14 protein-coding genes and 1 tRNA gene are annotated in these 13,046 nt (G+C 63.2%); 6 read left to right on the forward strand and 9 right to left on the reverse strand.

Annotated elements, in window-relative coordinates:
* The first annotated feature begins 84 nt into the window (after positions 1-84).
* Positions 85-837 carry an AraC family transcriptional regulator gene (locus tag GTP58_RS17665; protein WP_229215621.1) on the forward strand — a complete coding sequence of 251 codons (753 nt, stop codon included), beginning with the start codon at positions 85-87 and terminating at the stop codon, positions 835-837.
* 71 nt (positions 838-908) lie between these two features.
* On the opposite strand, the gene GTP58_RS17670 is transcribed toward GTP58_RS17665, so the two are convergent.
* Positions 909-985 (reverse strand) — tRNA-Met (locus GTP58_RS17670).
* Positions 986-1,138: 153 nt separating this feature from the next.
* Here GTP58_RS17670 and GTP58_RS17675 point away from each other — a divergent pair.
* Both GTP58_RS17675 and GTP58_RS17680 read left to right on the forward strand, forming a co-directional pair.
* A complete protein-coding gene (locus GTP58_RS17675) occupies positions 1,139-1,543 on the forward strand; it encodes a VOC family protein (RefSeq protein ID WP_161078557.1) in 405 nt (134 codons plus the stop codon).
* Between the two features lie 15 nt (positions 1,544-1,558).
* Complete coding sequence (locus tag GTP58_RS17680) at positions 1,559-2,041, forward strand: hypothetical protein (RefSeq protein ID WP_229215622.1); 483 nt, start codon at positions 1,559-1,561, stop codon at positions 2,039-2,041.
* 4 nt (positions 2,042-2,045) lie between these two features.
* Here GTP58_RS17680 and miaA read toward each other — a convergent pair whose 3' ends face one another.
* The 3 genes from miaA to GTP58_RS17695 form a co-directional block, all read right to left on the reverse strand.
* The gene (gene miaA, locus GTP58_RS17685; protein WP_161078558.1) at positions 2,046-2,993 is read right to left on the reverse strand and encodes a tRNA (adenosine(37)-N6)-dimethylallyltransferase MiaA; all 948 of its coding nucleotides are present in this window, start codon (positions 2,991-2,993) and stop codon (positions 2,046-2,048) included.
* 1 nt (position 2,994) lies between these two features.
* Positions 2,995-4,956 carry a DNA mismatch repair endonuclease MutL gene (gene mutL / locus GTP58_RS17690; protein WP_072788637.1) on the reverse strand — a complete coding sequence of 654 codons (1,962 nt, stop codon included), beginning with the start codon at positions 4,954-4,956 and terminating at the stop codon, positions 2,995-2,997.
* Positions 4,957-5,049: 93 nt separating this feature from the next.
* Positions 5,050-5,961: a peptidylprolyl isomerase gene (locus GTP58_RS17695; RefSeq protein ID WP_161078559.1), complete on the reverse strand. Its 912-nt coding sequence runs from the start codon at positions 5,959-5,961 to the stop codon at positions 5,050-5,052.
* Between the two features lie 135 nt (positions 5,962-6,096).
* On the opposite strand from GTP58_RS17695, the gene GTP58_RS17700 reads away from it, so the two are divergent.
* Together GTP58_RS17700 and GTP58_RS17705 are read left to right on the forward strand one after the other, a co-directional pair.
* Entirely contained in the window at positions 6,097-6,741 is a 645-nt protein-coding gene (locus tag GTP58_RS17700; protein ID WP_072788641.1) for a VTT domain-containing protein, read from the forward strand.
* 137 nt (positions 6,742-6,878) lie between these two features.
* Positions 6,879-7,895, forward strand: coding sequence for a carbonic anhydrase (locus GTP58_RS17705; protein WP_161078560.1), 1,017 nt, complete (start codon positions 6,879-6,881; stop codon positions 7,893-7,895).
* Here GTP58_RS17705 and GTP58_RS17710 read toward each other — a convergent pair.
* Genes GTP58_RS17710 through tsaE form a run of 3 tightly spaced genes read right to left on the reverse strand, consistent with a single transcriptional unit; the run spans position 7,892 to position 10,563 of the window.
* Entirely contained in the window at positions 7,892-8,731 is an 840-nt protein-coding gene (locus GTP58_RS17710) for a D-hexose-6-phosphate mutarotase (RefSeq protein WP_161078561.1), read from the reverse strand. The two genes, GTP58_RS17705 and GTP58_RS17710, sit on opposite strands and share 4 nt — an antisense overlap.
* 12 nt (positions 8,732-8,743) lie before the next feature.
* Positions 8,744-10,114: an N-acetylmuramoyl-L-alanine amidase gene (locus GTP58_RS17715; protein WP_161078562.1), complete on the reverse strand. Its 1,371-nt coding sequence runs from the start codon at positions 10,112-10,114 to the stop codon at positions 8,744-8,746.
* Positions 10,078-10,563 carry a tRNA (adenosine(37)-N6)-threonylcarbamoyltransferase complex ATPase subunit type 1 TsaE gene (gene tsaE, locus GTP58_RS17720; RefSeq protein ID WP_161078563.1) on the reverse strand — a complete coding sequence of 162 codons (486 nt, stop codon included), beginning with the start codon at positions 10,561-10,563 and terminating at the stop codon, positions 10,078-10,080. The genes GTP58_RS17715 and tsaE overlap by 37 nt, the downstream gene beginning before the upstream one ends.
* A 58-nt stretch (positions 10,564-10,621) precedes the next feature.
* On the opposite strand from tsaE, the gene queG reads away from it, so the two are divergent.
* Complete coding sequence (gene queG / locus GTP58_RS17725; RefSeq protein ID WP_161078564.1) at positions 10,622-11,731, forward strand: tRNA epoxyqueuosine(34) reductase QueG; 1,110 nt, start codon at positions 10,622-10,624, stop codon at positions 11,729-11,731.
* Here queG and GTP58_RS17730 read toward each other — a convergent pair.
* Both GTP58_RS17730 and GTP58_RS17735 read right to left on the reverse strand, forming a co-directional pair.
* On the reverse strand, positions 11,728-12,564 hold the full coding sequence (locus GTP58_RS17730; RefSeq protein WP_161078565.1) for a CPBP family intramembrane glutamic endopeptidase: 837 nt from the start codon (positions 12,562-12,564) through the stop codon (positions 11,728-11,730). The two genes, queG and GTP58_RS17730, sit on opposite strands and share 4 nt — an antisense overlap.
* Positions 12,561-13,043, reverse strand: coding sequence for a MarR family winged helix-turn-helix transcriptional regulator (locus GTP58_RS17735; protein WP_161078566.1), 483 nt, complete (start codon positions 13,041-13,043; stop codon positions 12,561-12,563). The genes GTP58_RS17730 and GTP58_RS17735 overlap by 4 nt, the downstream gene beginning before the upstream one ends.
* Between the last annotated feature and the right edge of the window lie 3 nt (positions 13,044-13,046).

The raw sequence follows: 13,046 nt of genomic DNA on the forward strand, positions 1-13,046 counted from the left end.
CGTCTGCGCACGATGAATGACGAAATCTGCACAATCGTCAAAAAACAGCAGACGGCGGAAAAACGTGCTGGCACAATGTTTCGCATGCATACACAAAACCCCCATCATGACGACGCGCGCCGTGCAATGGCCGCAAACATCGCGAATGCCTTCTTTGCCGAGGGCTTGTTCGATGCGCTGCCGGATGTGGTTTTTTTCGTCAAGGATGTCGAGGGACGCTATGTCGTGGTCAATCAGACGCTGGTCCAGCGTTGCGGCCAGCGGCACAAGTCGGCGCTGATCGGCCGCACGCCGGCAGAGGTGTTCGCCCATCCGTTCGGCCAGACCTACCTGGCGCAGGACATGGCGGTGCTGGCCGGCGAGGCCGATATCGACGACCAGCTGGAATTACACCTGTACCCGAACCGCGACCCCGGCTGGTGCCTGACGCGCAAATCGGCGCTGCGCGACGCGCATGGCCGCATCATCGGCCTGACCGGCATTTCGCGCGACCTGGCGATGGCGGATAAAAAGAACCCGGCCTACCGTAAGGTGGCGGCGGCGGTGCATGTGATCCATGAACAATACGGCCAGCCCTTGCAGCTGCCGGAGCTGGCGCGCATCGCGAATATGTCGGTGGCGCAGATCGAGCGCTACTTCCTGCGCATCTTTCACCTGACGCCGCGCCAGATGATTATCCAGACCCGGGTCGATGCCGCCTCGCGCATGCTGAATGGCGACGCCAGCGTGGCCGAGATCGCACAAGCCTGTGGCTATGGCGACCATTCCGCATTCACACGCCAGTTCAAGGCCACCACGGGGCTGACGCCCACGCAGTATCGCCAGCTGGCCAAATAATCAGCCGCAAACCGGCCTTGAAACGGAAAAAGCCGTAAATCATTTATCATGATTTACGGCTTCCAGAATCTTGGTGGTGATAGCTGGACTTGAACCAGCGACCCCAGCATTATGAATGCTGTGCTCTAACCAACTGAGCTATATCACCTGCAACGCCCAGCATTATGGGGGTTGAGGCCTTCAGTGTCAAGGAACGTTCCCCACTTTTTTAAAAAAGTGACCGCTATCGTGCCCTTGTCGTCAAAACGTTGGCATCTTGGTATTCTGTGGTGTAGATATTTTTTTAACGGGGGAGGGCGGTATGACGACCAACATCTTTATCAATCTGCCGGTGAAGGATCTGCAAAAATCCATCAAGTTCTTTGCGCATCTCGGCTATAGCTTCAACCAGCACTACACCGACGACAGCGCCACTTGCATGATCGTTAGTGAGAACATTTATGTGATGCTGCTGACCGAAGCCCGTTTCAAAGACTTTACGCCCAAGGCGATCAGCGATGCGCACCAGTCAACCGAGGTGCTGGTGTGCCTGCAACTGGAATCGCGTGAAGCGGTGAGCAAGCTCGTCAGCAAGGCTATCGAGGCGGGCGGCCGCGCGTATAAAGATTCGCAGGACCACGGCTTCATGTATGGCCACGGCTTTGAAGACCTGGACGGCCATCTGTGGGAGCTGGTGCATATGAGCGGCGAGCCCCCTAAACATTAATCAGCGAGTGTGAAGATGAGATCCTTGTGCATGACGGTGGCGCTGCTCGTGAGCCTGGCATCGGCCCACGCGGCAGAGCCAACCGCGTTGAAAGGCCTGGGCGATGCGGAACTACGCAACGTCAATGTGCCGGCCGCGCCTGTCGCGACAGCAGCGAGAACCCGTTACGTACCGGCCAGGTTGCCATTCCTGCCGAGCTGGCTGAATGGCAGAGCTGCGGGTAGCGGGACGGTGGAAGATGGCCACAGTGTGCTGTTCCCGTTGCTTGGACTGATTACGGCCGATGTCTCGACCAAGGATGTCTACTTTGGCAGCAACCCGCAGTCGTTCAGCATGAACGCGGATGGTTCGATCTCCGTGCCGCTGCCGCAGACCGTGGGCGAACTGGATTTGCAAAATCTGCGCGTGAGCCCGGGCGACACGAATAACTTTGGCGGCGTGCAGATACGCGGCATTGATCTGAGCCGCACCGTTATCAATATCAGTCCGACGCGCTAGCGGATTATCCCAGCTTGCTGGTGATCTGCGCCAGCATGGTGCCGGCAGGATCAGGCCCCAGGCAGTCGATGGCGATACGCTCCGGCATGGAGCGCAGCCAGGTCAGCTGGCGCTTGGCCAGCTGGCGCGTGGCGATGATGCCAGTTTCGCGCATGGCAGCGTAGTCGATGGTCCCATCCAGATACTCCCAGGCCTGACGGTAGCCCACGCAGCGTATCGACGGCAGGCCCAGATGCAGGTCGCCGCGCTTGCGCAGGGCTTCCACTTCCGTCATCAGATTGCCGTTCGGGCTATCAGCCAGCATGATATCGAAGCGGCGCGCGATACGGTCGTGCAGCACGGCGCGGTCGGATGGTTCGAGCGCAAACGACAGCAGCTCAAATGGCAGCTCGGTTTTCTCGCGCAGTGCCAGCAATTCGGACATCGGTTTGCCGCTCAGCGTGTAGATCTCCAGCGCACGCTGGATGCGTTGCGAGTCGGCCGGCGCCAGGCGTGCGGCGGTTTCGGGATCGACGGCAGCCAGGCGCGCGTGCATGGCGGGCCAGCCCAGGCGGGCCGCTTCTTGATCGAGCGCGGCGCGGACTTCGGGATCGGCGCCGGGCAGGTCGTCCAGTCCATCCGCCAGGCCTTTGAAATACAGCATGGTGCCGCCAACCAGCAGCGGCAGCTTGCCACGTGCGCTGATCTCTTCCACCAGGCGCAACGTGTCCTTGCGAAACTGCGCGACGGAATAAGAGTCCAGCGGATCGATGATGTCGATCAGGTGATGCGGCACGGCGGCCAGTTCTTCGCGCGTTGGCTTGGCGGTGCCGATGTCCATGCCGCGATACACCAGTGCGGAATCGACCGAGATGATTTCGGACGGGATGCGTTCGGCGATAGCCAGTGCGGAAGCGGTCTTGCCCGATGCCGTCGGCCCCATGATGGCGACGGCCAGTGGTTTCGTGCTCATGTTATTGACCGCGCAGGAACAGCTTGTCGAGCGCGCCGATTTCCACTTGCACCCAGGTCGGACGGCCATGGTTGCACTGGTCGGCGCGTTCGGTGATTTCCATTTGGCGCAGCAGGGCATTCATCTCCTGCAGCGACAGAATGCGGTTGGCGCGCACCGCCGTATGGCAGGCGAGGGTGCCGAGCAGTTCGTTCTGACGCTCGATGAGCACACGTGAGCCGCCGAATTCGCGTACATCGCGCAGCACGTCGCGCGCCAGCGTTTGCGCATCGGCGTTTTTCAGCAGCACCGGTACAGAGCGGATCGCCAGCGTGGTGGGCGACAGGACGGCGATGTCGAAGCCCAGTGTCTGCAAGGTTTCCTTGTGTTCTTCGGCAGTACCCACTTCCACCGCATCGGCGTAGAAGGTGACGGGAATCAGCAGCGGCTGCACTTGCATTTCTTCGCCGGCCACGCGGCTGTCGAGTGCATTCTTGAGCTGTTCGTACAGGATGCGTTCGTGCGCCGCGTGCATGTCCACCAGCACCAGGCCTTTGGCGTTTTGCGCCAGCACGTAAATGCCGTGCAGCTGCGCCAGTGCGAAGCCGAGCGGGAATTCTTCCTGCGCCATCGCGGCGCCGGAGATGGTGAAGGAGCTGGCCTGCGGCAGCGACATATCGGATTCGGCGCGTGCGGGAGCGGCAGGGCGGTCGCTGTCGCGGAACATGGCGCCGTAGTTTTCCAGGCTTTGCGCAACGCCGCCTTCGGCGGTGAAGCGCGGCGGCGTGTAGCTGCTGCTGGCGCTAAAGCCGCTGTCCGCGCTGCGCGAGCCGAATGGCGATGGCGAGAAGGTTGGCGCATAGTCCGGCGCCAGCAGCGGGCCAAACGAGGTCTGCTCGCCGCGCCATACCGGTGTAGTGGCCAGGCTGTCGGCCGCAGGCAGTGGCGACGGTACGCTGCCGTGGGCGGTGGCCGAGGTCTGTGCCAGCGCGCGCTGCACGGCGTGGAACACGCACTGGTGCACGGCGCGGCCATCGCGGAAACGTACTTCAATTTTGGATGGGTGGACGTTGACGTCGACCAGCGCCGGGTCCATGTCCAGCGACAGCACGTATGACGGGAAACGGTCGCCGTGCAGCACGTCCTGGTAGGCCGCCTTGACGGCGTGGACCAGTACCTTATCGCGCACGAAGCGGCCGTTCACGTAGAAGAACTGGCCATCGGCGCGCGCCTTGGAGGCAGTCGGCAGGCCAACGAAGCCATGGATGCGCAGCGGGCCGACGGTTTCGTCGACGGGCAGGCGCGCTTCGGCAAAGCCGTCGCCGAGGATTTGCGCGCTGCGGCGGGCGATTTCGCTGACGTTCCAGTGGTCGACGGTGCGGCCGTTGTGGCTCAGCGAGAACGACACATCCGGCCGTGCCAGCGCGATGCGGCGGACCACTTCGGCGCAGTGGCCAAATTCGGTCTGCTCGGACTTGAGGAATTTGCGGCGGGCCGGGGTGTTGTAGTACAGGTCCTTGACGTCGATGGTGGTGCCCAAGGCGCCGGACGAGGGCGTCGGCGTGGCGTTGTGCGAACCTTCGATTTCCCAGGCGTGGGCGTCGTCGGCCGTGCGCGAGGTGATGGTGACCATGGCGACCGAGGCGATTGACGCCAGCGCCTCGCCACGGAAACCCAGCGTGCCGACGTTTTCCAGGTCGTGCAGCGACGAGATCTTGGACGTGGCGTGGCGGGCCAGGGCCAGCGGCATCTGCTCATGCGGGATGCCACGGCCGTTGTCGGTGATGCAGATGCGCTTGACGCCACCTTCCTCCAGCCGCACGTTGACCTGCGTGCCGCCCGCGTCCAGTGCATTCTCCAGCAGCTCCTTGACCACGGCCGACGGGCGTTCCACCACCTCGCCGGCGGCGATCTGGGAAATCAGCTGGTCAGGCAGGGCCTGGATGGGGCGTGGGGTGCGGGGAGAGGTATCTGGCGCGTTCATCACGAGATTATAACGTGTGCGGCACCGCCGGACCCCGCAACCCGCAGGCAAGGGGTCTGACCCCGTACGGGGTCAGACCCCAGCGGTTTGGGGTTACGGTTTTGGCTGCTCCCGCACCGGGATGGCGGTGTTGCACAGCTCAACGTAGTTGGCCGCGTATTTATTCCACGGGCCGCCGCGGTTGCGCTGCGCTTCAATCACTTTCTGATAAATAGCCGCGTCGCTGCGCATCACTTCCAGATGGCTGCGTTCCGCTTCCGGCACGTCGGACGCCAGTCGCACCGAGATAATCGGCGCGCGCGTCTCTTTCGGGCCGTAGAAGCCCATGGTGTCGCCGCCGCGCGGCAGGGTCGCCAGCAGCGGCATGCCGGACACCACGCGGCCCACCACGGTGATGTTGCGGTCCAGGTGGCGCGGCGCATGGCCGTTCACGGCATACAGCTCGGCGCCGCTGCCGCTGTCGGTTTCATTGTCGCGGCCGACGCCGACCATGCCGTAGCAGTGCGCCAGCCAGGTGGTCCTGGCTTTTGGGTCACGTCCCACCGGGAAGCCGTTGGAGTGGCCGATCTGGGGCGCGTAGCCGTCAAAGTCCTTCTGCAGCACGAAGTGCTTGTCGTTCGACATCGGCACGCTGAACTCGCCCGGCACCTTGGCCTTGGCCGAACCCAGCGATTTTGGATTGGTTTCACCATTCGGATCGCCCCACTGCGCCACATAGTTATCCTGCGAGCGGTTGACGGCCAGGCCGTCGTAGTAATGCTCTTTGGCCAGCGTCTTGATGTTGGCGACGGCTTGCGGCGCGAAATCCGGCGCCAGCTCGATCACCACACGGCCGCCCGGCAGCTCCATGTACAGCGTGTTGTTCACATCCAGCGGACGCCAGTCCGACGGCTGGGAAGTCTTGATGATCTCGCCGGCGCTGGGACGCACCGGCAAGTCGGCTGCGGTGGCGGCACTGACGGCCAGGGCCAGGGATAAAACGGGGAACGTGCGGGATAAAGCCATCCAAAGTCTCCTAGGTAATCAAACCCGCTTGCTGCGGGCGCTGCGGGGATTGTAAACTGCTTATCAACGGCCGGAAACTGCCGCCGCCGGGTCGCAGGTAGTGTATGATTCCGGCGCACACTTTATGGGAAGAATATGGATTTTATGCAATTTTTTGACATGATCCTTCATGTCGATAGAACACTGGAAGTGCTGATCCAACAATACGGAACGCTGATTTACGTGGTGCTGTTTGCCATCATCTTCTGCGAAACCGGCCTGGTGGTCCTGTTTTTCTTCCCTGGCGACACCCTGCTGTTCATTGCCGGCGCCCTGTGCGCGGTGGGCGAAATGAATTTGCCGCTGCTGATGTTCCTGCTTAGTACCGCAGCGATTACCGGCAACACGGTCAACTACTGGATCGGCGAGAAGGTGGGGCAGAAAGTCTTCACGCATGATTACCGCTGGCTCAACAAGGAAGCGCTCAAGCGCACCCACGATTTCTTTGAAAAACACGGCGGCAAGACCATCGTGCTGGCGCGCTTCGTGCCGGTGGTGCGGACGTTCGCGCCGTTCGTGGCCGGCGTGTCGGACATGACCCATGCCCGCTTCCAGCTGTATAACTTCACCGGCGCTATCCTGTGGGTGGTGCTGCTGACCACCGCTGGCTACTTCTTCGGCAACATCCCTATCGTGCGCGACCACCTGACCGAGATCGTGCTGGTCGGCGTTGGCGTGGCTGTGGTGCCGATGGCGCTGGGTGGTGTGTATAAACTGTCGCGCCGTCTGCAGCGCCGCTGAAACCCGCATGAATGCACGCTGCGCGGCCGCCGCAGCGTGTTTATTTTGAAATTTCTTGACCTCGCGCGGCCGTCTCCTCTCAAGTTTTTCCCAAAAGCATCCGTATACCAGACTGTAATTGTCAATTCTGGATACCCATGCGCTCTTTTGTCCTCCCTCTGATTGCCTGCTGCTGCGTGATTTCCGCAGCCAGTGGCGCAAACGATCCGTTGATTTCGCCATCGACGAAATCGGCGCCGGGTGGTTCGTCGGGCGCGTCGTCCTCGTCGTCCGGCAGCGCGTCCTCATCCTCGGGATCAAGCCGCAAGCTCAGTGAACGCGAACGTGAGGCGCAGGCCGAAGCCGACTTGTCGGCGCGGATTCAGGAGCGGCTGGCCATCATGCGCGCTAACCAGCAGGCCCGCGTGGCAGCGGCGGCCAAGGCCAAGAAGGAGGCGGCAAGCAAAGCTGCGGTGGAAGCGGCCAAGCCCAAGGTGTACAGCAATGTCTGGTCGTATGAAGGCGAAACCGGCCCCGCCAACTGGGGCAAGATCAATCCGGCCTGGGCCAAGTGCGGCACCGGCAACCGCCAGTCGCCGATCGATATTCGCGACGGCATGAAGGTGGATCTGGAGCAGATTACGTTTGACTACCACCCGTCCTCGTTCAATGTGACGGACAACGGCCGTACGGTGCAGGTGATGGTCGGCAGCGGCAACTTCATCACGGTGGGCAACCGCATGTATGAGCTGATCCAGTTCCACTTCCACCGGCCGTCGGAGGAGCGCGTCAACGGCAAGGGCTATGAAATGGTGATGCACCTGGTGCACAAGGATGGCGAAGGCCGTCTGGCGGTGCTGGCGCTGCTGCTGGAGCGCGGCAAGTCGCAGCCGGCGATCCAGACCGTGTGGAACAACCTGCCGCTGGAGAAGTACGACACGGCCGCGCCGTCGTCGCTGCTGGACCCGATGGAGCTGCTGCCGGCACGCCGCGACTACTTCACGTATATGGGGTCGCTGACCACGCCGCCGTGCACCGAAGGCGTGCTGTGGCTGGTGATGAAGGAGCCGGTGCAGGCCTCACCTGCCCAGATGGCGCTATTCAGCCGCCTGTATCCGCTCAATGCGCGTCCGACGCAGCCGGGCTCCGGCCGCATCATCAAAGAGTCGAATTAAAGCGCGATCTTGTGTTTGCCGGCCCAGGTGGCGCCGGCTGCCAGCGGCTGCTGGTCGATGCGCGCCGGCTCGATGCAGACGAAGCGCTGATATTCTTCATCCGCCAGGTCCACCAGCGCCGCCGCATCGGCCTGGCCCGGATTCCATACCACCCACTCACTGAATCCCTGCTGCTCCAGGCGCAGCGTGGCGTCGGCCGTGTTGAGCGTGACGGCCGGCGTGGACTGATACAGCCGGTCGTGCTTCTCGGTGAAATGCAGCGCGGGATACTCCTGCGTGCGCGTGTTCAGGTGATGGTCAGTGTACTGCTGGTGCTGCAGGCCGCTGATGCTGGTCGCGTCCAGATGGCCGACGTCGTAGTAGGTGTGCAGCGCCACGCCAAACGGGAAAGCCTGTTCGCCCGTGTTGCGCACGGTGTAGTCGATCTCCAGCGCGTCGCCGTGCAGCGTAAAACGTAAGCCCAATGCAAACGCGTACGGCCAGGCTTGCTGGTGCTCGGGCGACAGGTCGCCTGGCGTCAGTGCGAATTCCAGATAGGAGCTGCCGCCATCGCCGCCGCTGCCGGCCAGGCGCCAGGTGCTGACGCGCGCGAAGCCGTGGCGCAGACCGGGACCACGGACATTAAACTGCGGGAAGATCACGGGCACACCGCCGCGTATGGCCTTGCTGCCGTCCAGCGGGGTTTGCGAACTGACGAACAGGCGCTCCTTGCCATCCCCGGTTTTCCAGGACAGCAGGTGTGCGCCAAACAGCGACACGGTGATCTGCGCGCCATCGGCGGCGGTCAGGTGGACGGCTGGCAGGGCGCCGTATGCGGTGTTGGTGACTACAGCCATGTCTCTTCCATGTTAAGTGAGCCGGTTCTTTGCCAGCGGTGGATTCTTTGCGAAGTAGCGGCGGATGCCGGTGACAATGGCATCGGCCAGCTTGTTCTGGTAGCTCTCGTCGAGCAGCTTGGCTTCTTCTTCCGGATTGGAGATGAAGGCCGTCTCGATCAGGATCGACGGAATGTCCGGCGCCTTCAGCACCGCAAAGCCGGCCTGCTCGACCGAGCCTTTGTGCAGGCGGTTGATGCCGCCGATCTCGCCCAGCACCGAGCGTCCCAGCTTCATGCTGTCATTGATCTGCGCGGTGGTGGAGAGGTCGAACAGCACGCTGGCCAGCTGCTTGTCGTGGCTTTTGACGTTGACGCCGCCGATGGTGTCGGCCAGGTTTTCCTTGTCCGCCAGCCAGCGCGCGGCCGAGGAGGTCGCGCCTTTTTCCGACAGCACGAACACGGACGAACCGCGTGCGCTTGGCTGCACGAAGGCGTCCGCGTGGATGGAGACGAACAAATCCGCCTGCACCTTGCGGGCTTTTTCCACGCGCGTGCCGAGCGGGACGAAGTAGTCGCCATCACGCGTCAGCATCACGCGCATATTCGGGATGTCCTCCAGCCTGGCCTTTAGGCGCTTGGCGATGGACAGCACGATATCCTTCTCGCGGCTGCCGTTCTTGCCGGACGCGCCCGGGTCCTCGCCGCCATGGCCGGGGTCCAGCGCAATGGTAATCATGCGTACCAGCTTGCCGTTCTTGTCGACCTTTTCAGCGGCCCGGGTCTGGGCTTCGGCGGTTTTGAGTTCGCTCTTGAGCTCCTCGCGCGGTTCCGCCTTGAGGTCGGGCTTGAGCTGTTCCAGCTGTTCTTTCGGTGGCGGCGCTGGCGTGGCGGCTGCGGTCTTGTCGTCGCTGGACCAGTCGCCCTTTTCAATCATGGCGGCGATCGGATCGGCGGCCTTGACGGGATACAGGTCAAAGATCAGGCGGTGCTTGTAGTTGCCGGCCGGCGGCAGCGTGAACACCTGCGGTTTGACCTCTTCCTTGAGGTCGAACACCAGCCGTACCACGTTCGGACGGTTCTGGCCCACGCGCACCTGCTTGATGTACGGGTCGTTGGACTGGATCTTGGCGACCAGGCTTTTCAGCGTCGGGTTCAGTTCCAGGCCTTCGATGTCGACCACCATGCGCTCCGGGTCCTTGACGATGAAGTGCGTGGCTTTGAGGTCGGTGTCGTTTTCCAGCGTGACGCGGGTGTAGTCCTCGGCCGGCCAGACGCGCACCGCCAGAATTTGCGCAGCGTAGGCGCGCAGCGGGGCAATGACGGAAAGCAGCAGGGTGGCGCCGGCCTTCAGGACGGTGCGGCGGCTCACATGTTGGGAGCGAATTTGAGGCGTTGAAGGCATGAGTTACCCAAGGCGGTAGACGCCTGCAATTCTACATCACGGCCGTGACCGGCCACAGTCAAAAACACGTTCAGATCAGGCGGCGGCAGCACACCTTCGGCCTTTTCAGGCCATTCGACGATACAGATGTTGTCGCCGTTGAAGTCCTCGCGGAAGCCCGCGTCGAGGAATTCTTCGGGACTACCCATGCGGTACAGGTCGAAGTGGATCACGCCGACGGCACGGCCGTCGAGCTGGATGCTGTAGGGTTCCGACAGCGTGTAAGTCGGACTTTTGACGGTGCCGCTATGGCCCGCCGCGTGCAGCAGCGCGCGCGTGAGGGCGGTTTTGCCGGCGCCCAGGTCGCCGTGCAGGTGAATCGCCAGGCCGGGCAGCATGGCGCGCGCCAGCGCGGCGCCAAGGGCGGCGGTACCTTCTTCGTCGTGGAGATGGGCTGTGAAGTGCTGCATCAATTAAAATGTCATGTTGGTTGGATCGCCAGCCATTTTAACCGCTAGCTACGCCGAGATGTCCCTGTCTGAAACCAATTTAGCCGAACTTGCCCTCAGCATCAAGCGCTGGGGTGTGGAGCTGGGCTTTGCCGAAATCCGCATCACCGACGTCGACCTGAGTCACGCCGAAGCCGGCCTGCAGGCCTGGCTGGACGCGGGCATGCACGGCGAAATGGACTATATGGCCAGCCACGGCATGCTGCGCGCCCGTCCTGCTGAGCTGGTGCCGGGCACCGTCCGCGTGGTCAGCGCCCGCATGAACTATCTGCCGAGGGACACGCAAACCAGCGGTGAACACGACTGGCGCGCGCGCGAGGCGGCCCGCCTGGCCGATCCCGATGCGGCCGTGATCTCCGTGTATGCGCGTGGCCGCGACTATCACAAGGTGCTGCGCGCACGGCTGCAGCAGCTGGCCGACAAGGTAAAGGCGGAGATCGGCGAGTTCGGCTACCGCGTGTTCACTGATTCGGCGCCGGTGATGGAACTGCCGCTGGCGGAGAAGGCGGGGCTGGGCTGGCGCGGCAAGCATACCTTGCTGCTGTCGCGGACTGCCGGGTCGATGTTTTTCATGGGCGAGTTCCTGGTCGATCTGCCGTTGCCGATTGATGAGCCGACCGGCGCGCACTGCGGCCAGTGCTCGTCGTGCATCACGGCTTGTCCGACGCAAGCCATCCTCGGACCGGGCAGGCTGGATGCGCGGCGCTGCATTTCCTACCTGACCATCGAGCTGAAAAACGCCATTCCGCTGGAGATGCGGCCGCTGATCGGCAACCGCGTCTACGGCTGCGATGACTGCCAGACCGCCTGCCCATGGAACAAGTTCGCCCAGCCGGCCGTGCTGCCGGACTTTGACGAGCGCCATGGCCTGGGCCAGGCGTCGATGGTGGAACTGTTTGCGTGGACTGACGAAGAATTCAACCGCAAGATGGAAGGCAGCCCGATACGCCGCATCGGCCATGAACGCTGGCTGCGCAATATTGCGGTGGGCCTGGGCAATGCCGCAGCGGCTGGCGCCAAAGGCGATGCGGCGATTGTCGCGGCGCTGGCAGCGCGCCGCGAACATCCGTCAGAACTGGTGCGCGAGCATGTGGAATGGGCGCTGGCCCAGCACCGTAGCGCTGCTTAGCGGCTGGCCGCGCGGCGTAGCAGGAACACGGCAGCAGCAGACCACAGCACCAGCGTCACCACCGAGCCCTCGACACCGTAGGCGCCGCCCGTCAGCCATTCCGGGCCGGGCAGCGACACTTGCAGCCAGCCGCGCGCCGCATGGCCCGAAACAGGCACGGAGAAAAAGCCGTCATACAGAAAGTTCCAGCCGAAGTGCACGCCGATGGACAGCCAGATGCGGCGCGTTTGCAGATAGCAGGCGCTCAGCGTCAGGCCAGCCACGCCGGTAATCAGGATCGCCAGCACGCTGACGTGCTCATTCTGCATATGCGCCAGCGCGAAAGCCAGGAAGGACACCACCAACGCGGTGCGCGTGCCCCAGCGCTGCTCGACGATGCGGAACAGCACCGCGCGGAACAGCAGCTCTTCAAAGCAGGCCACCATGATTTGCTCGGGCAGGGATTTCAGCAGGAATGTCCAGTCGGCGCTGCTGCCAGTCACAATGAACGCACCAGCGGCGGCCAGCACGCCCGCCACGCCCAGACCCAGCGCCGCGCCGATCGCCACGCCGCGTGCCGCTTCACGCGTCGCGCCGGCGGATGCCAGCTCGGTCCCTTCGCGCTTCTCCAGGCGCTGCGTGAACAGGCGGTAGCCGGCCAGGCTCATGGTGGCCGCCAGCAGGAACGGCCACACCACGCGTTCAGGCTTGGGCACGATTTCGGACAGCATCAACGTCAGCATCATGGGCAGCATGACGGCAACCACGCCAAGTACGATACGCACCACCGGATGGCTGAACAGGCGGGCGCGGAAAGTTGGGACAGGTGACACGATCTGCTGGGCGATGCTCATGACGTCTCCTTGTTGCTGTTGGTTGCGGCGCGCGCAGTGCGGATGCGCTCACCAAAAGATTCAGTTCGCAGTGCAGCGATGGCCTGAGCCAGCGCCTCTGAGAGCGGGTAGGGCAGGTCGCGGTCCAGGCTATCCGCCGCTGCGCGCGTGGCTTGCCAGCACTGGCGCAGCTGCGGCAGCAGGTGTTCGCCGTGGGCGCTCAGGCGGACCAGCTTCTGGCGCGCATCGCGTACGCCGGGCGAGGCATCCAGCAAGCCTTCCCTGAGCATCAGCGCGACGGTTTGCGTGGCGGCCGGCTGGGTAATGCCGGCCGCTTCGGCGATCTGGCCGATGGTGCGCGGCTCGCCGCTTTCCAGCGCCCGCATCACGGGCGTATAACGCGGACGATAGGCGAGGCCGGCGTCCTCGTAGGCCGCGCCGACGGCGCCATCGAGCAGGTCGATCAGGTGGCGCAATTGGGTTCCCAGTCCTTGTCTCATGAT

It is taken from the genome of Duganella sp. CY15W (genome assembly GCF_009857555.1).
GTDB lineage: Bacteria > Pseudomonadota > Gammaproteobacteria > Burkholderiales > Burkholderiaceae_D > Rugamonas > Rugamonas sacchari.

Coding starts and splice junctions, on each gene's coding strand:
- GTP58_RS17665 (WP_229215621.1), top strand. CDS start 85: ATGCATACACAAAACCCCCATCATGACGACGCGCGCCGTGCAATGGCC.
- GTP58_RS17675 (WP_161078557.1), top strand. CDS start 1,139: ATGACGACCAACATCTTTATCAATCTGCCGGTGAAGGATCTGCAAAAA.
- GTP58_RS17680 (WP_229215622.1), top strand. CDS start 1,559: ATGAGATCCTTGTGCATGACGGTGGCGCTGCTCGTGAGCCTGGCATCG.
- miaA (WP_161078558.1), bottom strand. CDS start 2,993: ATGAGCACGAAACCACTGGCCGTCGCCATCATGGGGCCGACGGCATCG.
- mutL (WP_072788637.1), bottom strand. CDS start 4,956: ATGAACGCGCCAGATACCTCTCCCCGCACCCCACGCCCCATCCAGGCC.
- GTP58_RS17695 (WP_161078559.1), bottom strand. CDS start 5,961: ATGGCTTTATCCCGCACGTTCCCCGTTTTATCCCTGGCCCTGGCCGTC.
- GTP58_RS17700 (WP_072788641.1), top strand. CDS start 6,097: ATGGATTTTATGCAATTTTTTGACATGATCCTTCATGTCGATAGAACA.
- GTP58_RS17705 (WP_161078560.1), top strand. CDS start 6,879: ATGCGCTCTTTTGTCCTCCCTCTGATTGCCTGCTGCTGCGTGATTTCC.
- GTP58_RS17710 (WP_161078561.1), bottom strand. CDS start 8,731: ATGGCTGTAGTCACCAACACCGCATACGGCGCCCTGCCAGCCGTCCAC.
- GTP58_RS17715 (WP_161078562.1), bottom strand. CDS start 10,114: ATGCCTTCAACGCCTCAAATTCGCTCCCAACATGTGAGCCGCCGCACC.
- tsaE (WP_161078563.1), bottom strand. CDS start 10,563: ATGCAGCACTTCACAGCCCATCTCCACGACGAAGAAGGTACCGCCGCC.
- queG (WP_161078564.1), top strand. CDS start 10,622: ATGTCCCTGTCTGAAACCAATTTAGCCGAACTTGCCCTCAGCATCAAG.
- GTP58_RS17730 (WP_161078565.1), bottom strand. CDS start 12,564: ATGAGCATCGCCCAGCAGATCGTGTCACCTGTCCCAACTTTCCGCGCC.
- GTP58_RS17735 (WP_161078566.1), bottom strand. CDS start 13,043: ATGAGACAAGGACTGGGAACCCAATTGCGCCACCTGATCGACCTGCTC.